We start from the raw sequence: 25,483 nt of genomic DNA, 5'->3' as shown, positions 1-25,483 counted from the left end.
GATTCCAGTCATTCCAATGCTGATTTTTTACGCAATTAGTCCGCATTTTGCGGCGACAGCGCGCGCTACTTACGAATTATTCCGCGGATCGTTGAGCCGGATTGCGTCGACGCATGCCACCAGATTGCGCCCGCTATCGCCGACATCGCGGCGGCGATCAGCAGGACGGCCTGCATGGCGTCCAGTATCGACGGACGAGTCGCGATCAACGCGCCCGAGATCGCCACGCCCAGCGCCGCGCCGGTCTGACGCGCCGCGTTCAGCACGCCCGCCGCGACTCCCGCACGATTGCCGTCGACGCAGCCCATCAACGCTGCGGTCGTGGCCGGAGTGATCAGACTCGCGGCGAGGCCGATCGCGGGCAGCGGCAGTGCCAGCATCAGATACGGCGCCGCCGGGCCGACCGTCGTCAGCATGAGAAAGCCGACGGCGGCCAGCACGAAAGCGCCAGCGACCAGCCATCGCGGGCCGAGCCACTGAACCGCGCGCTTCGACAGCAGACTGCCGACCGGCACCACGATGGTGAGCGGCAAAAACGCCAGCCCGGCGCGCAACGGCGTGTAGCCGCGCTGTTGCTGCAAATAGAGGCTGAGCGTGAAAAGCAGCCCATAAAACGTGAACGCCGACACCATCGACGCGATCACCGAGCCGGAAAACAGCGGCTGCCGGAACAGGCTGAAGGGCAGCATGGGGTGCGTGCGGCGGGTTTCGATCGCGACGAATAGCGCGCCGGCGCCCAAGGTTGCGGCGACACATCCGGCAAGCGCGGCGGAATGCCATCCGTAGACCGGCGCCTCGATGATCGACACGTTCAGCAATGCCAGCGTGGCGATGCCCGCTAATTGCCCGGCGAGGTCGAATGTACGCGGGACGTGGCGGGGTGCTTCGGGCACAGCGCGCGGTCGGACTCGCCACGCCATCACCAAGCCCGCCAGGCAAACCGGAACATTGACCAGAAAGATGCCGCGCCATCCGCTCAAACCGATCAGCACGCCGCCCAGCAGCGGCCCGGCCGCCATCGCCACGCCGCCGAATCCCGCCCATAGGCCGAACACCGCAGCACGTTCCCGCCGATCCGGCCAGCTCTGGTTGATCAGCGCCATCGATGCGGGCACCAGCAATGCGGCGCCCACGCCCTGCAACACCCGGCCCGCGATCAGCAGGGCGAGGCTGGGCGCGGCCCCGCATAACGCGGACGCCACCGTGAACGATGCGAGCCCGGCCATATAGACGGCGCGCGCGCCGAACCGGTCGGCGAGGGTCCCGCCGCTCAGCAGCAAACTCGCGAAGCTCAGCGTGTACGCGTTCACCACCCACTGCAAACCGGCGACGCTGCCCGCGAGGCCGGTCGCGATCCGCTCGAGCGCCACATTGACGATCGACGTATCGAGAATGACGATCACGTAGCTGATGCTCGTCGCAAGTAACACCCGTCGTTGCTGCCGGTCGTTGTTCATCTGCCTGAATTCCCCGCGTGTAATTGACTCGTGTCTGCCGGAGTATTGGAGACGCACGCGCAACGATGCTTCGACACGTATCGAAACGTGCCGCGTTCAATGGCGCTATGCTCGATCCGATATCACGGAGACCGTCATGCATGCGCAGCCGAACCTGTCCGCTACCGCCTTTCTCATTTCAGACGCCGCCCGCGCCGCCATGCTGATGGCGCTGGCCGACGGCCGCGCGCTGCCGGCGGGCGAACTGGCGCACGCCGCCGGTGTCACCGCGCAGACCGCGAGCAGCCATCTCGCGAAGTTGCTGGACGGCGGCCTCCTCGCGGTCGAACAGCAGGGACGCCACCGCTACTACCGGCTCGCCGACCCGCAGGTTGCGGTTGCACTCGAAAGTCTTGCGTCGATTGGCGCGAGGCGGCCGGTCCGCCGTAAAGCGCCGACTCGCGACGCCCGGAAATTGCGCCTCGCGCGCTGTTGCTACGACCATCTGGCGGGGCAGGCGGGGGTGGCGATCACGCTCGGTCTGATCGAGCGCGGCTTCCTTATGCCCGCGAGCGACAAGACGTTCGACGTGACACAGGCGGGGTCGGCGTGGTTTGCCGGCATGGGGCTCGATGTCGACGCGCTGCGGCCCGGCCGTCACGGGATCGCGCGTCAGTGCCTCGACTGGACCGAGCGGCGTCATCATCTTGCCGGGCCGCTCGGCGTAGGATTGCTCGACCTGCTGTGTTCGAAGGGATGGCTGCGTCGCGCGAAAGCCTCGCGGGAAGTGCAGATCACGCCGGACGGCTGGACCGGATTGCGGGAGCAACTGGGACTGACGCCGGAGTCGATTGAACGGGCAGGGGAGGAAGCCCTACAGTCACCCCAGGCACACGATTAACCAACGGAGCACACCATGCGAATCCAGACAGCATTTCTCTTCGACCTCGACGGAACGCTCGTCGACAGCGTCTACCAGCACGTGCTGGCGTGGAAAGAGGCGCTGGACAGCGAAGGGATCCCGCTGTCGGTATGGCGGATTCATCGCAAGATCGGCATGAGCGGCGGCCTGTTCACCGACCAGCTGATGCGCGAAACCCACGGCGAAATCAGCCCCGAACGCGGCGATCGGCTGCGTCAGGCGCATGCCGACGCATATCAGCGGATGCGCGCGCAGGTGTGCCCGCTGCCCGGCGCGCGCGCCCTGCTCGACGCGCTGACGCAAGCCGGCACGCCGTGGGCCGTGGCTACCAGCGGCCGGATGGAAACCGCCGCGTTGAATCTGGAGGCGCTCGGCGTCGATCCGGCGAAAGCCGTGGTCGTCACGCGCGACGACGTCAAATACGCGAAGCCCGACCCGGACCTGTTCGTGGCGGCCGCGGAGCGCCTTGGCGTGCATATCGAGCACACGGTCGTGGTCGGCGACAGCATCTGGGACATGCTCGCCGCGCGGCGTTGCCGGTCGCTGGGCGTCGGGGTGCTGTCGGGCGGTTACGGCACGGAAGAGCTCGAGCGCGCAGGCGCGCTGCGGGTCTACGACGATCCCGCCGACCTGCTGGCGCATCTGGACGAGGTGGCGTCGCGGCCGTGATTCATCGGCGGGACGGGTTTTAGCGCGGGCGAGCTTGGCCCACGCCAGGTTTCAATGCTTGCCGTATTGCGAGTTGGACTGCGGCGGGGCGTTCACTCTGGAGGACTCCCTGACCAGCTGATCGGTCATCGCCGCCGCGACCGGATGTGAACCGTGCGCGCTCGACGGCGGCAGCGGCAGCGACGGATCGGGTTTGGCCGATTCCTTGACGAGCCGCGCGGTCATCGTCGCCGAGACGGACTTCGATTTCGTTTGCGGCTTCGACTCGCGCTGCTTGCGGCTGTCGCCCTGCTGGGCAAGCTGTACGGTTTTCGATTTCGCGCGCGCATCCCGGCGAGCCTCGGCCGATGCCTGCGTGCGGGACGTGACGGGCGGTTTATCCACGAGACGAGGCGTTGCGCGCGTCGAGTGTGGCGTCGCCGCCACGACCGGCGGGGGTGGGACGCCAGGAGATTCTGGGGGTGCCAGGGACACAAAAGGCACCGAAGCCGGCGCGGCAGGTTTGTCCGCTGCACCGGTCTCAGGCGTCGCGGCGAGCACGCTGCCCGAGGCCATGCGCGCCGCGCTGGCCGGCAGATCGAGCCGGGGCGGAATCTCTGTTTCGCTGACCACCGCGCCGGTTGCGGCGGGCGGCCGTTCATCGTCCTTTGGAAAAAGCAGATAACCGCCGACGCCCAGATCAATCACGAGCAGGCCGATTATCAACACCTTGCCGGTATTCGTCATATTTAACCAACCGATTATTCCGATAATGCAATTAATCGATGATAAACGACTGCTTCGGAAAGCCAGATGTACGCCATCTGGAGGCGGTATTTGATGTCGGAATGAACCTGGGATGACCCTGAATGGTGCAGTTCACGGGTGGCGCAACTACCGGTGAATTTAATCTGCATACGCTTATAACGGCCGCGCGCAAGTTTGTACTTTTCGGGCAAAGTCCCCTGTACTATACGGCTCAGCGGGGGAGCAGCCGGCAGTTGGCGTTGGGTATCCGGTGGAGGGCCGGATGCCGGGCGCCAGGACCTGTTCCCCATGAACAACCGGCGACGACCGGAAGCGGCAACAGCACAGCGCTGATCACGCGGTTGACGGTAGGGGTACCGGCCACCGTCGGGAGCCAGGCCATCGCGCCACGGCTTGCCGCGCGATCAGGTCGTCTGACTGGCTTGCCGGCTTGCCTCGGGCGTCCCACGGCGGCGGCGTGAAGAACCACGTGAACATATGAACAACTTTATTCGACCACCTGTTTTCTATCCGGCAACGGTTGTATTCGTCGACGACAGCGACAGCTACCTCGACGCATTGCGCCGGTTCTTTCCGGACACTTTTACCAATCTGTTTTTCACGCGGCCGCAAGCCGCGCTCGGTTTCATCCGTCAGCATGCCCGCGAAAATGCGCTGGAGTTTGCGTCGTCGTCGGCGTGCCTGAGCGAGCCAGGTGTCGAGCGCTTCGTCGAGACATCGGCTGAAAGGGACATCGTGGCGCGGCCGTCGCGCTTCGAAGAAGTCGCGGCGGTCGTGGTGGACTACGACATGCCGGGCATGAGCGGCGTCGAATTCCTGTCGTCGATCTCCGGGCTGCGCTGCGCGAAAGTGCTGTTGACCGGTGTCGCCGACGAGGCCGTCGCGGTCAAGGCATTCAACGCCGGGATCGTCGATCTTTATCTGCGCAAGACCGATCCTGATTCGGCCAACCGGCTCGTGCATTTCCTGAAAGACGCCAAGAGCCGGCACTGTTCCGAATCGGGCTGGCTCGCGCTCGGCGAGAACGGCATGACGTATTGCGACCCGAGAACGCGCAAGGTGATCGACGAGGTGGTGGCCCGCGAGGGCATCGTCGAGTATTACTGGCGGCCGGAGCAGAACGCCATCCTGATGTTCGACCGCGCCGGCAATCCGAGCGTGTTCGTCGCGTGGGCCGAGAACGACTGGATTTCGCAGGGCGAGATCGTCGCCGACGAGAGCGGTCCCAAAGAGCTTCTGCGGCAACTGGCGACGCGCGAAGCGATGCCGCTGTTCTGGCCGGACCTCGCGTACCGCTCCGGCATGGAATTCAGAACGCTGACGCCGCACGGCATCCCCGGCTGGGACGACGCGTTCTATGGCTGGACGCGGATCGAGACGGCCGAGATCGGGCAAACCATCCTGACGTTTGCGCAATGGCGGAATGAGCGTAACCGGTAAGTCCGGCTGACGTGTCGAGCCATATGTACGCCATTCCTCCTGCCATCGTGTCCGCGATGTTTCTGGTGTTTGGCTTATACATCCTGATTACTCAAGGGGTCACGCGCCTTACCGTCCCATTCATTCTGATGTGCGTGACGACCTTCGGGTGGCAAGGCGCGTGGACGCTGCTGTTCCAGACCGACAACCCGCAAATCGCCAGCTGGCTCGTCAGGTTGGGTTATCTGTTTATCCTGTTTCTGCCGACGGCGTTCTATCACTTCGTGATAGAAGTGGCGGGGCGCCGCCGCGAGCAGCCGCTGCTGCTGGTGTCGTACGGCCTGTGCGTGGGGCTTGCCGCGCTGCTTCCGGGCAACGAGGTGATCGCGGGTTATCAGCGGCATTTCTTCGGCTTTTATCCGATCGCGGGACCGTTGCATCCGGTGCATGTCGCGCAAACCGTAGTGCTTGCCGCACGTTGCGCGCAGATTCTTTTCGCCGCGCGCCGGCAATCGGCTGGCGAAGTGCGCAAGCGTCTGAACCTCTGTCTTGCCAATCTGTGCCTGTACTCCTTTGCCGCCGTCGACTACGCGGTCAATTACCGCTATTCGTTTTATCCGCCGGGCGTGTTGTTCGTTGCGCTGAGCCTCGGGTTGCTGGCTATTACGATTGTTCGCTATCACCTGATTCATCCGTATGCGCTCGCGGCCACCATCGCGCACGAAATTTCGACGCCGCTTGCCACCATCGGCATGCACGCCGATGAAATCGCCAGCGTGTGGGCGCATGTGTTCCAGGGTTACAGGCTGGCCGTTGCGCACGGTCTTCATGAGGATCGCGAAGGTTGGGCGAAGTCCGAGCGCATCAACCAGCTTGCTTCGGCGATCCGGCGCGAGGTTGCGGGCACGACCGCGATGGTCGAAATGGCGCTTACGTCGTTCACGCTGGAGCGCCTGGACCGTAGCCGGTTCGGCGTGCATCTGCTGCAGCATTGCGTGACGGCGGCGCTCGAAAGCTACCCGTTTCGCGGCGACGAACGTTCGCGCGTCACGGTCATTTCGATTCCGCCGACAGTGAAATTTTCGGGCTCGGACACGGTGGTGATTTTCGTGCTGTTCAATCTGCTGAAAAACGCTCTTCACGCGATCCGGATCGGCGGCGACGGCCAGATCGTGATCAGCGCGGTTCTGCAGGACGACTTCTGCGTGCTGCAAGTCCGCGATACCGGGCCGGGGATTGCGCCGGACGTGCTGCCCCGTATCTTCGACGCCTTCTATTCGACCAAGCAGCACGGCAGCGGCGCGGGCATGGGGCTCGCGTTTTGCCGCCGCGCGACCGGACTGCTCGGCGGCAGCATCGACTGCAGTTCGGTGCCCGGTTTGCACACGACCTTCACCGTACGGCTGCCGGTTCCCGGCACTCCGGCCGATCGTACTTCGCGCGAAACGCCGATGCAGTTTGCCCGTCAACATTAACGCGGCAAAGCGCATAGCTGCGCGTTATGCGATCCAAAAATGGCAAAGCTGCCATCTAACAGTCGATTATGACGTTTCCAGCAACAGTGAATTCATGGACTAGGTATTTACCCTAGGTCGCGGCGCTCCTACACTCCTTCCATTCGCTGAAGACACACAGGTTTTTTCAGCGCACAAAACAATCTCTGGAGGTAGGAATCATGAAATCGCTGATCGAAGCTGCTGTTATCGCCGCCCTTATCGCTGCGCCGCTGGCCGCATTTGCACAAAGCAATCAACCGGTGACCCGTGCTCAGGTGCGCGCGGAACTGGTCCAGCTGGAAAAGGCCGGCTACAACCCGGCGACGTCGAACTCTTACGACTACCCGGGCAACATCCAGGCCGCCGAAGCACGCGTTGCCGCTCAGAACGCCGCCGCTCAAAACAGCGGTTATGGCTCGACGGCTAACGGTTCGTCGCAGGCAGGCGCCCGCACCAGCGAGCAGCCGACTTCGTATTCGGCACCGGTTGTCAACTACGCTCGTTGATTCTGGTGAGTGGGTTGCAGAGTCGGTTTTGTAACCCGTGCCTCGTGTCGAGTTGAAGCAGTAGTGAAGTAGTAAAGCAGCAGTGAAGTAGCAGTGAAGTAGCAGTGAAGTAGCAAAGCATCAAAGCACTGTGAAGCAGCAACTAGCCGTTAGCAAATGTGAATGGCCTGCATCGCCCGAGGGTGACGCAGGCCATTTGCGTTGGCGCAACCGGATTCGTCAGCAAACCGGCTTCGACGCGACCCGCGGGCAGGCCGGCGCGCCACTCACGTCGCCCGCCTCCATCCCTACACCGTGAACAGCGGGCGAAGCTCGCGGATGTCCTCCACGGTCTCCAGCCCGTTGATCCGCTCGATCAACCGGTCGGCCTTCGCCGCGCCGAGCACCGGCGCCATCAGATCGCGCGCTTTTGCATTGACGGCCTCCGTGTTCAACGGATTCTCCTTCGTGCCCGGCGGAAACTTCGTGAAATGGCTGACCTTGCGGCCATCGGTCAGCGTGACTTCGACAATTGCGCCGCGCGGCGCGGACGGGTCCATCAACGCGGCATCCGGCGTCACGGTGACTTTTGCGCGCTGCGCGAGAATGCGCGGGTCGTGCATCAACGCAACGTCGTGACTGTCGACGAAAGACACCGCGCCCCTCACCAGCGCAAGCGCCACGAGATGCTGGCAATTGACATCGGGCATCGCACTCTCGCCGACGATGCCCTCGGCGTCGGTCGGAATCTTCACGACGATACTGCGCACGTTGTCCGGATTCAGTCCGTACTGCTTGCGCAACGTCAGCAGCGCATCAAGCGGCGACTGGATCGGGTAGCCGACCGAGTAAGTCTTGATCGCCGTCTCGGTGACATAGAAGCGGCTCCCCAGGCCGTCGAGCATCGCCTCCGGCTTAGGACTCGTCGATAGCGCGATGAACAGGTTGTTGGTGCCGTCGAGCACGTCGTAGACGCCCGTCAATCCTGCCTGCACCATGTCGACCGCTGTCACGCCGTTGCGCGCGCCCATGCCCGCGAAGTCGAATGCCTTTTCGATGTGGTCCTTGTCCTTCACCCAACTCCAGATGCCCGACACCTGTTGCGCCGAGTACGAAATCGCGTAGCGCGTGCGCAGTTCGTCCAGTTGTGCAAGCGATGCCGCCGCGCCCAGCGCGCCGAAAGTCGACGCCGTGCCTTCGGCGCTGCGGTGCGTGCCGCGCACGAGGTCGGGCCCGAGCGCCATCAGCAGACGGCAGGAAAGGTCGTAGCCGAGCGTCACTGCGCGAATGAGCGCCTGGCCGCTACGGCCTTCGCGCTCGGCGAGCGCCAGCGCTGCCGGCACCACCGAGCTGCCCGGATGCGCCTTGGTGACCGGCTCGAAATCGTCGGTTTCGTCGGAATGCGCGCACATTGCATTGGCGAGCGCGGCGTTGATCGCGGTGGTGCGAAAGCTCGCGCCGATCACCGATGCCTGCGGCTCGCCGCCGAGTCCGTGCACGTAGTTCACGGCCATCGTGCCGGGCCTCATCCGCGCGCCGGATACCATCGCGCCGAAGGTGTCGAGAATGCGGTGCTTGCAGGCGAGCACGACCGCGTCGGGCAGCGCAGTGTCGCGCGAGGCCACCATGTAGCGTGCAAGGCGTCCGGTTATGTCGGCGCCGTTATTGGTGCTGTGGTTTGCGCCGGGGCTGGCCGCTTCATCGGCGGCGAAGAGGCGGGGAGACAGCGCCAGCGCAGCCATCGCGCCAGCGGATTTGAGCATGCGGCGGCGCGCCGGCATGTGAAACTCGGCCATGTATTTCCTTTACGGTGAGGGTGAACCAGGTGATCGAATCAAACGAGCCGCTTCGCCATGTCATTGCATCGCGGCCCAGAATCCGCAGTGATGTTCTTTCGCGTAGGCGTCGCCGGTGATGATGTCGGTCGCGCCGCCGGGCAGCAAACCGAGCCGCTGCGTTTTCGCGGTGTCGTAGCGCGGCCAGTCGGGTTGCGTCGCGGTGTTCGGATTGCCGGTGCGCGCAAAGTTTGCCCAGTACGTCTGCATCATCTGCGAGAGTCGGCTCTGTTCGGGCGAGAGCGGGAGATAACCGCTCGACTGTCCACTCGACACCGGCGTGGCGGCGTCGCCGCGCCAGATGTATTGCAATTCGGACGAGTGCGCCGCGCCGATCTCGAACGACGGCGGCACCACCATGTACGGCGTATGCGGCGCGGTGTCGTCGCGGAACTCGTAGGTGTAGGTGGGCACCCAGGCCGACAGCGCATCCGCGACCGGCACCGAGCCGCACGCGAAGCGCGAATCGGTCTGCACCGCCGCGAGCGCGACGCCCGCCGACGGATACGCATTCAGCGGATATTCGGCGAGCACGCGCGAGGCCTTGTCGCCCATCTGCGTCTGCACGGACGAGCGGTAGCCATCCGGCGTCAACGGTTGGCGCACCATGTCGTTGCCTTCGTAGACGAACACGCGCGTCTCGTGCCGCACGTTGCCGACCAGCACCGGTACGCGATTGAAATTGCCCGAACGGAACGCGTCGAGCGCCGGCACCGGTTGCGCGGAGCCGCCGGTGACCGGACGCCAGGTAAGGTTGGTCTTGACCTGCGCGTCGATGATGTCGGCCGGGCGCTTGCGGCGCAGACACGCGATTTCGGTCGACGGGTCCGTGCAGCCGAGCGCTTCGGCAAACGTCTTGCCTCTCGTGGTCGCCGTGTCGTGACTGACGATCGCGCAGTCGCCGATACTTTCGATGATCGCGCGGTTGAACAGGCCTTTGGCCGCCGGCGACGCTAGTAGCCAGCACACCGATCCCGCGCCGGCCGACTGTCCGCCAATCGATACATTGTCGGGATCGCCGCCAAACGCCGCGATGTTCTGTCTGACCCATTTCAGCGCGCTGATCTTGTCGAGGTCGCCATAGTTGCCGCTTGATTGCCGGTCGGACGATTCCGCGTCGAGCGCGGGCAGCGCCAGATAGCCGAGCGCGCCGAGCCGGTAGTCGACCGTCACGACGATATTGCCCTGCGAGGCGATCTGCACCGGCTGCATGTCCGCCCCCGCGCCGTTGATCCAGCCGCCGCCGTGAAACCAGACGATCACGGGCAGATGCGCATCGACGTGACGGGGTTTCCACACGTTCAGATTCAGACAGTCTTCGTGCCAGCTCGCGCCGTTGCCGGGCCGCCAGAACGTGGCCGACTGCACGCAGGCATTGCCGGGTTGCGTGGCGTCGCGGATGCCGGTCCACGATGCCGCGGGCTGCGGCGCGCGCCAGCGCAGATCGCCCACCGGCGGCGCGGCATACGGAATGCCCTGATAGACATCGACGACGCCATGTTCGACGCCGCGCAACGCGCCCGCGCGGGTGGTGATGACGGCGGCGTCATCGGCGTTGTCGGCGTGAGCGGGCCACGCTGTCAGCATCGACCAGGCACAGACCGCGGCGATGCCTTGCCGCAGGAATGTGCGCGCCAACCGCCGTGCGGGACGATTCGAGCGGGCATCCGATGCCTGTTTGTATGCCGTCATGCCGGGTGTCTCCTGGTGTTTTATCAGCGGCGCGTTGCTGCGTCAGTTTAACGACACCCAATGCGAACCCAGTCCCTCGGTGATCGACGCCGCGTCGAACCGGTAAGCCATCAACGCAGCGAATCCGCGGCGGCCGTCGATCGATGCCGCCGCGCTCGTGAAGCCATGTTTCGCAAGCAACGCGGCTTCGATGGCATCGGCGGCGGCCTTGCCGGTTTCGATCGCGGCCATCGTGCTGCCCGCGTTGCGCGCGAGTCCGGCGGTCTGGGTGGCGGCGATGCCGAGAGCGTGGCGCGTGCGTGTGCGGTCGAGCTTGTGCAGACGCGCCATCGCCAGCACTGCGCCGAGCACGCCGACCGTCGACGCGGCATTCCAGCGCGCACGGAACTCGTCGCTATCGACGGCGGCGAGAATGCGCGCGGCGGCTTCGATCCCGACAGCGGCGGCGGCCGCGATGTCGTCGGCGGATGCGTCGAGCCGGTCGCCCGTCGCGATCACGGCGGCCAGCACGGGCGCCGAAGGCGACGCCGATTCCGGCCGCGCCGCCAGCGTCGCGCCGAGTACCCACGCGTGCATCCGCGTGTCGTTGCGCGACTCGCCGCCAGGCGCTTGCAGTAGAGCGGCGACCTGCTTCGCGGCCTCGCCGGCTGAGGCGATCCGCTCGCGCGCCTGTGCAACGGCCTGGCGGGCGACGGTCTGCACGCGCAGATCCATCAACGCAATCGCGGCGAATCCGGTCAACGCATCCGACACGGCGGAATGAGCGGCGGGGTTATGCATGATTCAGTTCCTCGTTCGGCGTGCACAAAGCGAATAGCGCATCGAGATCCGGCGCGGTGTCGAGTCCTTCGACGATGGCCGCGAGACGCGCGGTCGTGCCGCTGCCCAGACGCGGGTCGATCAGCAGACGCACCTTGTCCATCAGTTCATCGACCGTGAGCGGCCTCGCTAAACTGCCGCGCGCGTGTTCGACGTGGTGGCTCAGCGTCGAGCCGTCCTTCAGCCGCGCTTCGATGAACACTTCGTCGCGCTGCACGGACGCATCCGGCGACAGCGTCGTTTTTGCGCGCACCTCGCGGACGTCGTCACGCAGCACGCGTTCGTCGTCGTATTGCGCGAGGCCGACCTGCCGGTCGCACAGCGCGGCGGCGACGCCGTGAATCGCGCTGAAGCGTGCCTGCAGACCGTCCTTCGGCTGCGGGTTGCCCATCAACTCCGGCACCAGCGGATGACAGCGCAGCGTGATGGCGTCGATCGACGCCACGTCGTCGATTTGCGTGGACAGAGCAAGCCCGCCGTCGATGGCCGGATGCGCGACGATTCCGCACGGATACGGCTTGTACGTGTTGAACAGCAACTCCCAGCGCTCGCCGAAATCGTCGTTCATCAGCGCGAAGTTGACCTTCGTGGACAGCGAGTGCGAATAGCCGCCGGGCGCTTCTAAAATGTCCGTGGCCGCGTGCACGCCGCGCTGCGCGAGACGCGCGGCGGCGATGCCGTTGGCGGCCGCCTTGCCGGGATGATAGGGCTTGGTCATCGTGCCGAATGCTTCGCGCTGTCCGACGAACATCGACGCGGCGATCGCGACTGCTTCGGTCAAGCCGTGCTGATCGAGTCCGAGCAGCAGCGCCGCCGTCACCGCGCAGCCGATCACTCCGCATGTGCCGGTGATGTGCCAGCCGCGATCGTAGTGTTCCGGCGAGATCGACACGCCGGCCCGCAACTGCGCCTCGCAGCCGAGCGCGAACGCCGTTAGCGCACGCGCGCCGTCCGGCTGGGTTGCTGGCGTCAGCGCGGTCAGCACCGCGAACACCGAAGCAGCCGGATGAATCACCGTGGCGAGATGGGTATCGTCGAAATCGTCGAGATGGGCGGCGAAGCCGGTCGCCAGTGCGGAAAAGTGGCTGTCGACGCGCTCGCCGCGTCCCGGCACGGGCGCGATTTCGTCGACGCCAAGTTCGCGCGCGGTGGCGAGAATCGCTTCGACGCCGGGGTGCGTAGACGCGCCGATCGACGTCCCGATCACGTTGATCAGCGAGCGCCGGGCTTCCTGCGCGACATCGACCGGCAATGGACGCTGCGCCAGACGGAAAAGACCCTGCGCGAACGTGGCGGCAATGGAACTCATCGGGACAACTCCTCAAGACGAACGCCGTTGGTCCGTGGCCCGAACAGGCCGACCATCACGACGATCACAAGCATGGCTGACGAAATCAGCACGAACACGGCCGGCACGCCCGAATGTTTGAGCAGGGCCGCCACCCAGAAGCCGACGAAGATCGAACTCACGCGGCTCCAGCTAAATACGAAGCCGACCGCACGCGCGCGGATGCGCGTCGGATACAGCTCGGCCTGATACGTGTGGAAGATGCCGATCATCCAGTTGTTCGCGATCGTGACGATGCCGCCGAACAGCACGATCAGCACCGGTTCGCGCGCCATCCCGAACAGCACGCCCGCCACCGCCACCGCAATCGCGCAACCGACCAGTTGCCACTTACGCTGAAGCCGCTCCGCGCAGCACATCGCGCCGAGTGCGCCGAGCGGCGTCGTGAACGCGATCACCATGGTGTAAAGCAGCGAGTGCGTAATCGTGATGCCCTTCGAGTACAGCAGCACCGGCACCCACGCGCCGAACCCGTACACGCCGAAGGTCTGGAAGAAGTTGAACATCGACAGCATGATGGTGCGGCGCAGATAGCGGCCGTGCCAGATTTCCGACCACGAGCCTTTTTCGCCGCGGCACGAGCCGGGCGCGTCGAGGCTCGGCGCGGCGAGCGCCTGGCCGGTTTCCGCGATCACGCGCGCCTCGATCGCGTCGACGATTGCATGCGCTTCCGCCTCGCGGCCCTTGCTTTCGAGCCAGCGCGGCGACTCCGGCAGACCGCGCCGCATGAACCAGATCAGGATCGCGCCCGCCGAGCCGATGATCATCACCCAGCGCCAGCCGTCGAGTCCGAGAATCGCGTGCGGCACCAGCAGATACGACAGCACCGCGACGATCGGCACTGAAGTCAGGATGATCAGGATGCTGAACGCGGAGTAGCGTCCGCGAGCGCGATAGGGCGTTAGTTCGGAGATGTAAGTGTCGACAGTAATGAGTTGCACGCCGATGCCGAGCCCGGCGAAGAAGCGCCACAGGTCCATCGCTTCAGGCGAAGTCTGGAAAGCCGCGACGAAGGTCGCCACCGAGTAGATCAGCATCGCGCCGGTGAACACCGCACGCCGTCCGAAGCGGTCCGTGAAGCCGCCCAGCGCGACCGTGCCGACGAACATGCCCGCGAAGAACGAGCCGAGAAAGCTGGCGAATCCGTTGACGTCGAACAGCCCCGCCGTGGTTGCCCGGTACAGGCCGCTGCCGATCAGCCCGAGCGAGATATAGGCCGCCATGAACATTTCGTAGAACTCGAACCAGCCGCCGATGGCGATCCGCACCACGAGGCCGCGAAAGTAGCGCGTGGGCGGCAGGCGGTCGAGCCGCGCCGACACGCTGGGCGCGGCGTGAGCCGTCCCGGCGATTTCCTTTTCCATGTACATGACGTCTCCTGGTCTGTATGGAATGGGCTTGATCGTGTCGTTTTGCTGGTTCGTGGTTCAAGTTTTAGTGTCGACACTTTTGACATGATAAAGCGGTATTTGCTCAAAATTCAAGAGTCTGGCAAATCATCTGTGTACACTTTGTCGAAGACGGTGCAGCGTGGCGCGCGCTAGAACATTGGCCGCCGTTTGCTAGAATCCGCTGCTGCGCCGGTCTCCGGCGCGCCCCAGACAAGGACCCGCGATGGACGAAGATGTCGACAAAAGCACCCTGGCGGACGACGGCGAGGCGTCGCCCGTGGCGGAGATCGTCGACTGGGTGGCGCGCGGGATTATCGAAGGAAGGCTCGCGGCCGGCGACGATCTGAACTCCGTCGATCTCGCCAAGCGCTTCGGCGTGAGCCGCACGCCCGCGCGCGAGGCGCTGTTCGTGCTGAGCCGCGAAGGGCTGGTGGACTGGTCGCCGCGTCGTCGGCCGCGCGTGTCGGCGGTCAATCTGAAAGACGTGCGCGAAATTTATCAATTGCGCGCGATCCTTTACGCGCAGGTGTCGCTTGCCATCGTCGAACACGCGACCGACGACGACATCGCCTCGCTATGGCGCGCGCACCAATGTCTTGCCGACGTGGCCGCGACGGGCGACGTCGACGGCTATTTCTGGGCCAATGTCGCGTTCCGCGACGAAGAATTGCGCGTGTGCCGCAACGGCATTTTCAAAGAAGTGCTCGATTCGATGCGGATGCGGACCAACCGTCTGCGCCACCTCAGCACGACGCTGCCAGGCCGTTTGCAGCGCTCCTGCTCGGATCATCAGCGGCTGTGCGAAGCGTATGCCGAGCGGGACGGCACGCTGGCAGCGGCGTTGAACCGGTCGATCGTGCTGAGCGCGTTGCACGCGATCGAGCAGGCATGGGCGGAAAGCCCGAACGGTGCTGGTTCATTCGTCAAAAGAGATTGAATCGATCCTTTAAATTCATTTTTCAGAATGATTGATCGTGCGTACTCTCGCGTGATGAAACAAGCGGGACATACGGCAATCATGAGCGATCAGATGAATCCTCCGGTGAACGGACTGAGCACGGCGGCGTCGGCGCCGCCTTCCCACAGCAGCTACGCGCGACGCAACGAGGCTTACTGGAAGCGCAATCTCGCGGTCTGCGTGTTCGGATCGTTCACGACGCTCGTGAGCCTGAGCATGCTGCTGCCGTTCCTGGCGCTCTATGTCGAGCAACTCGGCGTCGCTTCGCCGGCTGCGGTGGTTCAGTGGTCGGGTGTCGCGTTCGGCGCGACCTTTTTCGGCACCGCGATTACCGCGCCGTTGTGGGGCCGCCTCGCCAACCGCTACGGCCGCAAGCCGATGCTGGTGCGCGCGGCGATCGGCATGGCGGTGGTGATGTCGCTGATCGGCGTCGCGCGCAACGTAACCGACCTCGTGACGCTGCGGCTGCTGGCGGGTTTGATCGGCGGCTATGCGTCGGCGTCGATCGTGATGATCGGCACCCAGGCGCCGCGCGAACGCGCCGGATGGGCGCTCGGCGTGCTGTCCATCGGCGCGTTGTCGGGCAATCTGATCGGACCGCTGGTCGGCGGCTTTCTGCCGGGATGGGTCGGCATTCGCGGCACGTTCTTCGTCGGCGGCGCGATGATCGCCGTGGCTGCGGCGGCGACCATGCTGCTGGTGCGCGAAGACTTCGATCGTCTCGCGGATGCGAAACAGCGGCTCGCGGCAAGCGGTTCGTCAGCGCCGAAAGCGAACCGCGCGGTGATCCCGGCCTTGCTCGTCACCGCGATGATGGTGCTGCTTGCGAACATGTCCATCGAGCCGATCATCACCGTGTACATCGGACAGTTGGGCGTGCCGCACGCGCATCTCGCGCGGACGGCGGGGATCGTGATGGCGGCGTCCGCGTTCGGCAGCATGCTGACCGCGCCGCGGCTGGGCGCGCTGGCCGATCGCGTCGGCGGGTGGAATGTGATTATCGGATGCCTTGCCGCCACGGCGCTGGTGATGCTGCCGCAGGCGTTCGTCACGCACTGGTGGCAACTGGCGGTACTGCGCGGCGTGATGGGAATGACGATTGCCGGATTGCTGCCGTCGATTGCGAAACTCGTGCGTCAATCGGTCGATGAAAGTCACTCGGGGACGACGTTGGGGTATCTGCAATCCGCGCAATTTTCGGGGCAGGTGATCGGTCCGCTGATCGGCGGACAGATCGGCGCGCATATCGGTTTGCAGCCGGTGTTTTTCGTGACCGCGTTTCTCCTGCTGGTGTGCGCAGGAATGAATCATTGGGTACGGTCGCGTCATGCGCAAATGGCGTGACCGCGCCGACTTCAAAAAGCACGTTCGATCCCGCGCCAGCGGTACGGAATCGAACGTCGTGTCTCTCTCGCGTGACCGTTACGCACCGACTTTCAGCAACACCGGATCGTTGCGATACAGATCGGGAAACATCCGCTTCAACTCGCTCACTTTCGGCATATCGTTGATCGCGATATACGGATAGTCGGGATGTAGAACGAGGAAGTTCTGGTGATAGTTCTCAGCCGGATAAAAGCCCTTGAAGTTCTCGACCCGCGTCACGATCGGCCCTGAAAACACATGCGCCTTATCGAGTTGCGCGATATACGAAGTCGCGACATTCCGCTGCTGCGCATTGGCTGGGAAAATCGCCGAACGATATTGCGTGCCGTGGTCCGGTCCCTGGTAATTCAACTCGGTCGGATCATGCGCGACCGAGAAGAAAATCTGCAGCAGGCGTCCGTAGGTAATCTGCGTCGGGTCATAGGTGATCTGCACGGACTCCGCGTGGCCGGTGTCGCCTCCGCTGACCGTTTCGTATTGCGCAGTACCGGCCGCGCCGCCCGTGTAGCCGGACGCCACCTGTTTCACGCCGCGTACATGTTCGAATACGCCTTGCACGCCCCAGAAGCAGCCGCCCGCGAACACGGCGGTTTCGCTGTGCGTTGCGCCGACCTGTTCGTCCTGAACGGGCGGCGGGATTTTCGTGGCCGCTTCGGCTGAATTGGCGAAACGCTGCGCCGCGAAAACACTGGCCGCAATCGCGATGCATCCCGCGATCCGGGTGATCACCGTACGCTTCTTTAATGAAGCCTTGCTGGAAGGTGTCGATTGCATGATGTCGGTTCCTCAGATGTTCATTGATTCACTTCACGTTGCACATTGAATGCTTCACGCGCTGCATCAGCCGAACGTGAATGCGTAGGCCTGCACGCCGGGGTCGAGAAATTCGATCGAGAACGTGTGATCCGCGACGTCGCCCGTTTGCCGTACGAGTTGATACAGACGCTGCTCTGTGACCACGCCGCTGCCGTCGGCGGCGACGTCGGTGCCGTGAGCCGCGCCGGGCGCGTTGCCGTCCACGCTGACGCGAAACCGCACCGGCTTGCCGTTGTCGCCCGGACCGAGCACGAGGTGCAGATCGCGCGCATGAAAGCGGTAGACGATGCGGCCCGACGCCGCCGTGAGATTCGCGTGTTCCGCGCCGACCTTCCACGAACCGGCCAGCCCCCAGTCGTTGACCGCCGGCTGTGCAGGCGCGGCGTACGTGTGCACCTTGTCCGGCGTTTCACCGCCCGGCGACGCGAAGTTTTCCGCGCGCTGGTAGCCGATATAGGTCTCCGGCGATTGCATGTCCGCGCCGTCGGCGGCGGCCTGCACGCCTTGCGCACTCGTCGCGGAAATGCCGAGCGCGACCTTCGAGGCATCCGCGTGACCGGCTTCGGCAAGCAGTTGCTGGATCACCTTTTCCGATTCCGCGTAATCGCCTTCGCCGAAATGGTGGTAACGGATCTGTCCTTTTGCATCGACGAAATAGTGGGCCGGCCAGTACTGGTTGTTCAGCGCGCGCCAGATTGCGTAGTTGTTGTCGATCGCGACCGGATAGTCGACGCCGAGGTCGTGGGTGGCCTTCTTCACGTTGTCGATATTGCGCTCGAACGCGAACTCGGGTGCATGCACGCCGATCACCACGAGCCCCTGATCCTTGTACTTCTGCGCCCACGCCTTGACGTACGGCAGCGACCGCAGACAGTTGATGCACGAGTACGTCCAGAAATCGACCAGCACGACCTTGCCGCGCAAATCCTGGGTGGTCAGCGGCGGCGAGTTCAGCCACTGGACCGCGCCGTTCAGCGACGGCAATTGACCTTCGACGGGCAGCACCGGTGCCTGATTTGCCGTGTTGGCGGCGGCGCGCATCATCGAGCCGGAGGCCACCATCGCGTTCTGGCCGGCAGCGGCCGGGTTGACGGCCATCATCGCGCCGTTGCCGGAGGTGTCGATCGAACTGCTTGCAACCGCGGGCTGGCTTGGGGAGGATGACGGCGCAAACCGGTCGACCAGCTTCTGTTCGAGCCCACCGGTCGCCACCGTCGACACCCGCGCCAGCACGCCGGTATCGAGCCCGAGCGAAATTGCAACGACGCCGAGCAGCATCGCCGCGCCAATCCCGCGCCGGATCCACTCACCCGCGCCGAGCGAGCGCTTCATTGCCGTGAACACCTTTCCGCCGATCAGCAACGCCACCGCCAGCGACGTCGCCGCACCCGCCGCATAAGCCGCCAGCAGCAAGGTCGTGCCGACGCTCGCGCCGCGCAGCGCGGCCCCCGTCAGAACGAGCCCGAGAATCGGACCGGCGCACGGCGCCCACAGCAGGCCCGTCGCGATGCCGAGCAGAAACGACGAGCCCGCGCGCACCTGCTGCCCGTCACCCTGCGCGAAATTCGACAGCCGGTTACCGGCGCTGACGAACGGGCGCATCAGGTGATCGGCGAAGCGCGGCAGCAGCAGCGTCAATCCGAACACGGCCAGCAAGACGATGGCGAGCCAGCGGCCATACTGATTGGCCTGCGTGACCCAGCCGCCGCCGACCGCGGCCAGCGTCGCGACCAGCGCGAACGTGAGCGCCATGCCTGCGAGCAGCGGCAAGCCGCTGCGCACGAATGGCTGATCGGCGCGCGCGAACACGAAGGGCAGCACGGGCAGAATGCACGGACTGAGGATCGTGAGGGCACCGCCAAGATAGGCGAGGACGATGAGTAGCATGTCGGTTCCGGGCGTTTTGTTTGAATTCGCGTTTGAATGGATTCGGGGTTGAGCGTCGTAAGCGTGTCAGGCAGGTTTAAGCGCGTCTCAGGCAGGCGTGAAGGTCATCGCGACGCCGTTCATGCAGTAGCGCAGGCCGGTCGGTTGCGGGCCGTCATCGAACACATGGCCGAGGTGGCCGCCGCAGCGCACGCAATGCACTTCCGTGCGCGACATCGCGAACGAACTGTCCGAGCGGGTCGCCACTGCGTGATCGAGCGGCGCCCAGAAACTCGGCCAGCCGGTATGACTGTCGAACTTCGTGCGCGACGGGAAAACATCGAGCTGGCATCCCGCGCAGGCGAACGTGCCCACGCGGTGCTCGTTGTTCAGCGGGCTGGTGTACGGACGCTCCGTGCCTTCCTGCCGCAGTACGGCATACTGGTCCGCCGTCAGCGACTTGCGCCATTGCTCGTCGGTGCGGGTGAACGGGAAATGCTCGCCGGGTTTGGCAGCATCGGCGGGCGTGGCGGCGAGTGCGCGCCAGCGGCCCGTGGCCGTCAGCGCGGCAAGCGCCGCCGCGCCGGAAAATGCGGATAAAAGGAAGCGCCTTCTGCGTTGCATGATGTGCCCCTCGACTGTCGATGTTGCGGAAAGTGGCGTCATCGTAGGATGCGCCCGATCCCGAAGTCCTCACGAAAAGTTAAATTAAATGTGATAACTGGCGCAGTGAAAATTTTGCACAATGAGGCTTCGGTGCGGGGCGGCTGAGCCGGTTTTGGCCCGTGCGCCGCCTTCGTAGAGCCACCCGAGAACACACCAACCCACGCCCTCCATGGACCATCCGAAGCGCATCCTGATCGTCGAAGACGACGTCGACATCGCCAACGTGCTGAGCCTGCATCTGCGCGACGAGCGCTATGAAGTCGTGCACAGCGCCGACGGCAACGAAGGCTTGCGACTGCTGGAGCAGGGTGGCTGGGACGCGCTGATCCTCGACCTGATGCTGCCGGGCGTCGACGGTCTGGAAATCTGCCGCCGCGCCCGGGCGATGACGCGCTACACGCCGATCATCATCACCAGCGCGCGGTCGAGCGAAGTCCACCGGATTCTCGGCCTCGAACTCGGCGCCGACGATTACCTCGCGAAGCCGTTTTCGGTGCTCGAACTGGTGGCGCGGGTCAAGGCCTTGCTGCGGCGCGTCGAGGCCATGGCGAAAGATTCGCGGATCGACGCTGGCAGTCTGCACATCGCCGGTCTGAAGATCGATCCGCTGACGCGCGAAGCCGCGGTGGACGGCTCGCCGATTGAACTGACACCGCGCGAATTCGACCTGCTGTACTACTTCGCGCAGCATCCCGGCAAGGTCTTTTCGCGGATGGACCTGCTCAACGCGGTGTGGGGTTATCAGCACGAAGGCTACGAGCACACGGTCAACACGCACATCAACCGGCTGCGCGCGAAGATCGAGGCCGATCCGGCGCAGCCCGAGCGCATCCTCACGGTCTGGGGACGCGGCTACAAGCTGGCCGTGCCCGGCGAAACGCCCGCACCGGCCTCTGCTCACAAGGACGCGCCGTGAACCTCACGCTGACCCAGCGGCTCTCGCTCGTCTTTTCCGCGTTGCTGCTCGCATGCTGCGGCGCGTCGGCGTGGCTGCAAATCCGCTCCAGCGATCTGCACGAAATGGAAGTCGTGCAGAACCTGTCGAAGAACCTCGCCGACCACATCGCGCACCGCACCACGCTGATGGACGCGAACGGTTTGCGGCCCGACGCGGTGCGTCAGCTGTTCGGCCAGTTGATGATGGTCAATCCGAGCGTCGAGGTGTATCTGCTCGACAATCAAGGCCGCATTCAGGGCGACGACGCTCCCGCCGGTCACGTCAAGCGCGAACAGGTGGACCTCGCGCCGATCCGGCGTTTCATCGCGGGCGACGCGCTGCCGATTCTCGGCGACGACCCGCGCAGCCTCGACGGCAGGAAGGTGTTCAGCGCCGCGCCGTTGCAGACCAACGGCCAGCCGCCGTCCGGTTATATCTACGTGGTGCTGCTCGGCGAAGAGCACGATGCGCTCGCCGCGCGCGTAGCCGCCAGCTCGGTGTTGCGCACCACGTTGTGGTCGATGGCGCTGGTTGCGTTGCTGGGGTTGCTCGCCGGTCTGACCGCGTTCGGTCTGATCACGCGTCCGCTGCGCCGTCTCACCGACGCGATGCGGCGCTTCGATGCGGAAGGCGAGCCCGACACGCAGCCGAGCGTGCCGCGCTCCGCGCCCGCCGGGCGGCGCGACGAAATCGCGGTGCTGGAGGCCACGTTCGCGCAGATGGCGAAGCGGATCGGCGAACAATGGCGCGCGCTGACGCGTCAGGATCAGCAGCGGCGCGAACTGATCGCCAATATTTCGCACGACCTGCGCACGCCGCTGACGTCGCTGCACGGTTATCTGGAAACGTTGTCGCTGAAGGCCGGCACGCTCGGCGAGACCGAGCGCTCGCGTTATCTGGCGATCGCGCTCGCGCAAAGCGTCAAGGTGGGGCGGCTCGCGCAGTCGCTATTCGAACTGGCGCGGCTCGAACACGGCAACGTGCAGCCGGTGTTCGAGCAGTTCTCGCTGGTCGATCTCGTGCAGGACGTGTTCCAGAAGTTCGAGTTGCCGGCCGAGGCTCGGCATATCCAGTTGCGCGCGGGTATTCCGCCGCGTTTGCCGAGCGTATGCGCCGATCTGGGGATGATCGAACGCGTGCTGACCAACCTGCTCGACAACGCGATTCGCCATACACCGCGCGACGGCGCCATCGACGTCGATCTGGCGAGCGAGGACGGCAAGGTTTCCGTCACCGTCAGCGATACCGGGCCGGGCATTCCGGTGGAACTGCGCGAAGGGTTGTTCGAGCGGCCGTTCAGTTTGAGCGGTGGGCATCGCGGCGGCGGGCTCGGTCTGCTGATCGTGCAGCGGATGCTGCAACTGCATCGCAGCCAGATACGCCTGCTCGATCGCGACGGCACGGGTACGGCGTTCCGCTTCGAATTGCCGACCACGGAGAAACCGGCCACCGCAGATTCAAAGCTTTGAGCGTTCGCGGGGCGTCGATTCAGATGCGGATCAGCACCGCGCCCAGCGTCACCAGCGCGCACGCGACGATCCGCCGTGGCGTCAATTTTTCGCGCATGAACAGCCAGCCAATCAGCACCGCGAAGATCGAACTCATCTCGCGCAGCGCGGACACCGTCGCAATCGGCAGATAGCGGTACGCCTCGATAATCAGGCAATACGCGCTGAGTGCCAGCACGCCCGCCGCGATCCCCTTGAGCACCACCGCGCGTCCGATGAAAAGCCCCCTGGCTCCGCCGCGCCAGTGCCACGCGAGCAGAAACTGCGGGATATTCCAGATCAGATAGACCCACATGATGTAGCTGAGCCCGTTGCCTGCGACGCGCGCGCCGATTCCGTCCACCACCGAATACGCTGAGATGAACAGGCCCGTCAGCAGCGCGAACGGCACGCTTTCGCCGGAAAAGCGCATGCCCCGGCGAAACGCCAGCGACACGATGCCGAGCGACACCAGCGCCACACCGACCGCCGCGAGCGGCTTGAGCGCTTCGTGCGCGAACACCAACGCGCCGGCGAACACCAGCATCGGCGAAAGACCACGCGCGATCGGATAGATCTGCCCGAAGTCGCCGCTTTTGTATGCGCGGATCAACGCCAGCAGATAGCCGAACTCCAGCACCACCGACGCGATGATGTAAGGCCACGCAGCGGGCGCGGGCATCGGCAGCACGATCACGCCGACGGCGCTGACGGCGATATACGGAATCGCCATCATGCCGAGCAGCCAGACCCGGTCTTCGGACAGATGCAGGAATGCGTTCCAGGTGGCGTGAAGGAGGGCGGAAAGCAGGACTAACAGAACGACAAGGGATTCCATCGACGACCGGAGGAAAGTGGGCGGCCATAAGCGGCAAGGCCGTGATTATTCCAGCGGATGGCGGGCGCGAGGGAGTGGGCGACTAGATTGAAGGGGCTTTATGTGGCGAAAAACGGCAATTTGTGGTGTGTAGAAAATCTCAGGACACTAGGTCTGACGGGATTTTTGAAGTCCTCGCCGCGAACTTCGGCCCTGCGGCTGGCGGCATCTTTTGTGTCTTTTTAGAGTCGTCAGCGAGGCAGAAAGAAGTCAGGTTTTCGAACAAAAAATGACGTCCTCGTGACGCGATTTACGCGGCCGCAAGCCATCAGGCATGATCGCCCGCAGCCAGGCTATATTGCGTGATCCAGCATGCAGCCCCTAATAATCGTGCCATTCCTTGCGATTTTGTCATGAAGCCTTTGAGCTTTCTCCCCGACAGTTTTGCAGAGTACGAAGATCTCAAAGCGATCCTCGACCAGGGCAGCGCCAGCTTTGAAATCCACACCGCCTGCGAGACGTCGGTGCGCGGCCGGAACTTCGCCGTCTACACCGCGAGCATCGGCTCGACCGATCCGCTCGCGCCGGCTATCGGCTTTTTCGGCGGCATCCACGGACTGGAGCGGATTGGCTCGCAACTCGTGCTCGATTACATGCGCGCGCTGCTCGCCCGCCTCGAATGGGACGAACTGCTGGTGCGGCAACTGCAATCGATCCGGCTGATCTTCGTGCCGATCGTCAATCCGGGCGGCATGTGGGCGTCCACGCGCGCCAATCCGAACGGCGTCGATCTGATGCGCAACGCGCCGCAGAACGCCGACGAACGCGTGCCGCTGCTTGCGGGCGGCCAGCGTGTGGGCGCGTGGCTGCCGTGGTATCGCGGCCGCGAAGGCGGTCCGATGGAAGCGGAGGCTGCTGCGTTGCTGCAGGTGGTCGAAACGCAATTGAACACGCGCCCGTTGAGCATCGCGCTCGATTGCCACTCGGGCTACGGCTGGCGCGACAGCATCTGGTTTCCGTACGCGCGTACCCGCAAGCTGATGCCGCATCTGCCGGAAATGTACGTGCTGAAAACCATGTTCGAGCGTGCGCATCCGCATCACGGCTACGCGTTCGAGCCGCAGAGCCATCAATACCTGCTGCATGGCGACCTATGGGATTTCGCGTACGACCGCGCGCCCGCCGACAACATCTTCCTGCCGATGACGCTCGAACTCGGCTCGTGGCTGTGGATCAAGAAGAATCCGCGCCAATTGTTCTCGCGGCAGGGCATGTTCAATCCGGTCAAGGCGCACCGCACCGAGCGCGTGTTGCGGCGTCACGCGAATCTGCTCGACTTTCTGGCGCGCGCGGCGTTTTCGTCGCAGCGCTGGTTGCCGCTGGGCCATCGCCGCGAGCAACTGCTGCAAAGCGCAATCGACCACTGGTACAGCCCGGTGGTCGCATGAGCACGTGGATTCTGCTGCGCGGACTGACGCGCGAAACGCGTCATTGGGGACGCCTGCCTGAGGTGTTGCGTGAAGCGGTCGGCAATGACCGGTTGCTGCTGCTCGACCTTCCCGGCAATGGCGAATTCGCACACTTGCGCGCGCCGTCCAACGTAGCGGGGATGGTCGATTTTGTCCGCGATGCTGCGCTGCAAATGGACGTACCCGGCCCATATTGCGTGCTGGCGATGTCGCTCGGCGGCATGGTCGCGACCGACTGGGCGCAACGCTTCCCCGGCGAGATCGAACGGCTGGTGTTGATCAACACCAGCATGCGGCCTTTCAGCCGTATGCAGGAACGGCTGCGCCCGTCGGCGTGGCCGGGCCTCGTCGATGTCGCGGCCCACTGGCGCGACGCGCCGCGCGCGGAGCGTGAGATTCATCGTCTGACGTGCAATGAAACCGGTGCGCTAAACGCCGATCTCGACACGTGGTGCGAAATCCGCCGCAGCGCGCCCGTGAGCCGTGGCAATGCATGGCGGCAACTGTGGGCCGCCGCGCGCTTTGCGGCGGCTTCGTCGCAACCGTCGTGCCCGCTGCTGATTCTCTCTTCCCGCGCAGACAATCTGGTCGATCCGACGTGCTCGGCGAAACTCGCAGCGGCGTGGAGCGCCCGGCATCGCGAGCATCCGTGGGCCGGTCACGACCTGCCGCACGACGACCCGGCGTGGACCGCTGAGCAACTCCACGCATGGCTCTCCGACGCGCCGACGAAAGCTGCGCCCGGACACGTGAGCTAGGCGGCTCGGCCGGTCGTCACGCGGTCACGGCACGGCCACCTTCAGCGGGTATAACCTGGCAGAG

General features: G+C 64.6%; 22 protein-coding genes. 11 read left to right on the top strand and 11 right to left on the bottom strand.

The features are described 5' to 3' along the window. Nucleotides 1–65: 65 nt before the first annotated feature. Complete coding sequence (locus BLS41_RS25270; RefSeq protein WP_074769799.1) at nucleotides 66–1,457, bottom strand: MFS transporter; 1,392 nt, start codon at nucleotides 1,455–1,457, stop codon at nucleotides 66–68. A gap of 136 nt (nucleotides 1,458–1,593) precedes the next feature. Between BLS41_RS25270 and BLS41_RS25265 the strand changes: the two genes are divergently transcribed. Beyond that, a complete protein-coding gene (locus tag BLS41_RS25265; RefSeq protein ID WP_074769797.1) occupies nucleotides 1,594–2,337 on the top strand; it encodes an ArsR/SmtB family transcription factor in 744 nt (247 codons plus the stop codon). A 15-nt stretch (nucleotides 2,338–2,352) separates the two neighbouring features. Continuing rightward, on the top strand, nucleotides 2,353–3,027 hold the full coding sequence (locus BLS41_RS25260; protein WP_074769795.1) for an HAD family hydrolase: 675 nt from the start codon (nucleotides 2,353–2,355) through the stop codon (nucleotides 3,025–3,027). A 51-nt stretch (nucleotides 3,028–3,078) separates the two neighbouring features. Here BLS41_RS25260 and BLS41_RS25255 read toward each other — a convergent pair whose 3' ends face one another. Then, nucleotides 3,079–3,753 (bottom strand): hypothetical protein, encoded by a 675-nt coding sequence (locus BLS41_RS25255; RefSeq protein WP_074769793.1) that lies wholly within the window; start codon nucleotides 3,751–3,753, stop codon nucleotides 3,079–3,081. A gap of 498 nt (nucleotides 3,754–4,251) precedes the next feature. On the opposite strand from BLS41_RS25255, the gene BLS41_RS25250 reads away from it, so the two are divergent. From BLS41_RS25250 to BLS41_RS25240, 3 genes are all read left to right on the top strand, one after another. Further along, nucleotides 4,252–5,214, top strand: coding sequence for a response regulator (locus BLS41_RS25250; RefSeq protein WP_074769791.1), 963 nt, complete (start codon nucleotides 4,252–4,254; stop codon nucleotides 5,212–5,214). Nucleotides 5,215–5,237: 23 nt separating this feature from the next. Then, nucleotides 5,238–6,668 (top strand): sensor histidine kinase, encoded by a 1,431-nt coding sequence (locus BLS41_RS25245; protein WP_074769789.1) that lies wholly within the window; start codon nucleotides 5,238–5,240, stop codon nucleotides 6,666–6,668. A gap of 200 nt (nucleotides 6,669–6,868) precedes the next feature. Beyond that, complete coding sequence (locus BLS41_RS25240; protein ID WP_074769787.1) at nucleotides 6,869–7,195, top strand: DUF4148 domain-containing protein; 327 nt, start codon at nucleotides 6,869–6,871, stop codon at nucleotides 7,193–7,195. 287 nt (nucleotides 7,196–7,482) lie between these two features. Here the strand turns inward: BLS41_RS25240 and BLS41_RS25235 are convergent, their stop codons facing one another. Genes BLS41_RS25235 through BLS41_RS25215 form a run of 5 tightly spaced genes read right to left on the bottom strand, consistent with a single transcriptional unit; the run spans nucleotide 7,483 to nucleotide 14,238 of the window. After that, nucleotides 7,483–8,970: an MmgE/PrpD family protein gene (locus BLS41_RS25235; protein ID WP_074769785.1), complete on the bottom strand. Its 1,488-nt coding sequence runs from the start codon at nucleotides 8,968–8,970 to the stop codon at nucleotides 7,483–7,485. Between the two features lie 60 nt (nucleotides 8,971–9,030). After that, nucleotides 9,031–10,701 carry a carboxylesterase/lipase family protein gene (locus BLS41_RS25230; RefSeq protein WP_083380075.1) on the bottom strand — a complete coding sequence of 557 codons (1,671 nt, stop codon included), beginning with the start codon at nucleotides 10,699–10,701 and terminating at the stop codon, nucleotides 9,031–9,033. A gap of 42 nt (nucleotides 10,702–10,743) precedes the next feature. After that, entirely contained in the window at nucleotides 10,744–11,481 is a 738-nt protein-coding gene (locus BLS41_RS25225) for an MmgE/PrpD family protein (protein WP_074769783.1), read from the bottom strand. After that, nucleotides 11,474–12,829 carry an MmgE/PrpD family protein gene (locus tag BLS41_RS25220; RefSeq protein ID WP_074769781.1) on the bottom strand — a complete coding sequence of 452 codons (1,356 nt, stop codon included), beginning with the start codon at nucleotides 12,827–12,829 and terminating at the stop codon, nucleotides 11,474–11,476. Before BLS41_RS25220 ends, BLS41_RS25225 begins: the two co-directional genes overlap by 8 nt. Further along, on the bottom strand, nucleotides 12,826–14,238 hold the full coding sequence (locus tag BLS41_RS25215) for an MFS transporter (RefSeq protein WP_074769779.1): 1,413 nt from the start codon (nucleotides 14,236–14,238) through the stop codon (nucleotides 12,826–12,828). The genes BLS41_RS25220 and BLS41_RS25215 overlap by 4 nt, the downstream gene beginning before the upstream one ends. 244 nt (nucleotides 14,239–14,482) lie before the next feature. Between BLS41_RS25215 and BLS41_RS25210 the strand changes: the two genes are divergently transcribed. Next, on the top strand, nucleotides 14,483–15,196 hold the full coding sequence (locus BLS41_RS25210) for a GntR family transcriptional regulator (RefSeq protein ID WP_074769777.1): 714 nt from the start codon (nucleotides 14,483–14,485) through the stop codon (nucleotides 15,194–15,196). A gap of 93 nt (nucleotides 15,197–15,289) precedes the next feature. Then, nucleotides 15,290–16,561 (top strand): MFS transporter, encoded by a 1,272-nt coding sequence (locus BLS41_RS25205; RefSeq protein ID WP_074771173.1) that lies wholly within the window; start codon nucleotides 15,290–15,292, stop codon nucleotides 16,559–16,561. Between the two features lie 78 nt (nucleotides 16,562–16,639). On the opposite strand, the gene msrA is transcribed toward BLS41_RS25205, so the two are convergent. The 3 genes from msrA to msrB form a co-directional block, all read right to left on the bottom strand. Continuing rightward, nucleotides 16,640–17,377: a peptide-methionine (S)-S-oxide reductase MsrA gene (gene msrA / locus BLS41_RS25200; protein WP_074769775.1), complete on the bottom strand. Its 738-nt coding sequence runs from the start codon at nucleotides 17,375–17,377 to the stop codon at nucleotides 16,640–16,642. 66 nt (nucleotides 17,378–17,443) lie between these two features. Beyond that, nucleotides 17,444–19,306, bottom strand: coding sequence for a cytochrome c biogenesis protein DipZ (locus BLS41_RS25195; protein WP_074769773.1), 1,863 nt, complete (start codon nucleotides 19,304–19,306; stop codon nucleotides 17,444–17,446). Nucleotides 19,307–19,393: 87 nt separating this feature from the next. Further along, entirely contained in the window at nucleotides 19,394–19,909 is a 516-nt protein-coding gene (gene msrB / locus BLS41_RS25190) for a peptide-methionine (R)-S-oxide reductase MsrB (RefSeq protein WP_074769771.1), read from the bottom strand. 211 nt (nucleotides 19,910–20,120) lie between these two features. On the opposite strand from msrB, the gene BLS41_RS25185 reads away from it, so the two are divergent. Together BLS41_RS25185 and BLS41_RS25180 are read left to right on the top strand one after the other, a co-directional pair. Further along, nucleotides 20,121–20,867, top strand: coding sequence for a response regulator transcription factor (locus tag BLS41_RS25185; RefSeq protein ID WP_074769769.1), 747 nt, complete (start codon nucleotides 20,121–20,123; stop codon nucleotides 20,865–20,867). Beyond that, complete coding sequence (locus BLS41_RS25180) at nucleotides 20,864–22,357, top strand: sensor histidine kinase (protein ID WP_074769767.1); 1,494 nt, start codon at nucleotides 20,864–20,866, stop codon at nucleotides 22,355–22,357. Before BLS41_RS25185 ends, BLS41_RS25180 begins: the two co-directional genes overlap by 4 nt. 19 nt (nucleotides 22,358–22,376) lie before the next feature. Here the strand turns inward: BLS41_RS25180 and BLS41_RS25175 are convergent, their stop codons facing one another. After that, nucleotides 22,377–23,213 (bottom strand): DMT family transporter, encoded by an 837-nt coding sequence (locus tag BLS41_RS25175; protein WP_074769765.1) that lies wholly within the window; start codon nucleotides 23,211–23,213, stop codon nucleotides 22,377–22,379. A gap of 392 nt (nucleotides 23,214–23,605) precedes the next feature. Between BLS41_RS25175 and BLS41_RS25170 the strand changes: the two genes are divergently transcribed. Together BLS41_RS25170 and BLS41_RS25165 are read left to right on the top strand one after the other, a co-directional pair. Next, nucleotides 23,606–24,640, top strand: coding sequence for a M14 family zinc carboxypeptidase (locus tag BLS41_RS25170; protein WP_074769763.1), 1,035 nt, complete (start codon nucleotides 23,606–23,608; stop codon nucleotides 24,638–24,640). Next, on the top strand, nucleotides 24,637–25,419 hold the full coding sequence (locus BLS41_RS25165) for an alpha/beta fold hydrolase (RefSeq protein WP_074769761.1): 783 nt from the start codon (nucleotides 24,637–24,639) through the stop codon (nucleotides 25,417–25,419). Before BLS41_RS25170 ends, BLS41_RS25165 begins: the two co-directional genes overlap by 4 nt. Nucleotides 25,420–25,483 lie beyond the last annotated feature (64 nt).

Origin of the sequence: Paraburkholderia fungorum, from assembly GCF_900099835.1 — a bacterium.
GTDB classification, from domain to species: domain Bacteria; phylum Pseudomonadota; class Gammaproteobacteria; order Burkholderiales; family Burkholderiaceae; genus Paraburkholderia; species Paraburkholderia fungorum_A.
This window is presented reverse-complemented; position numbering and strand designations above follow the sequence as displayed.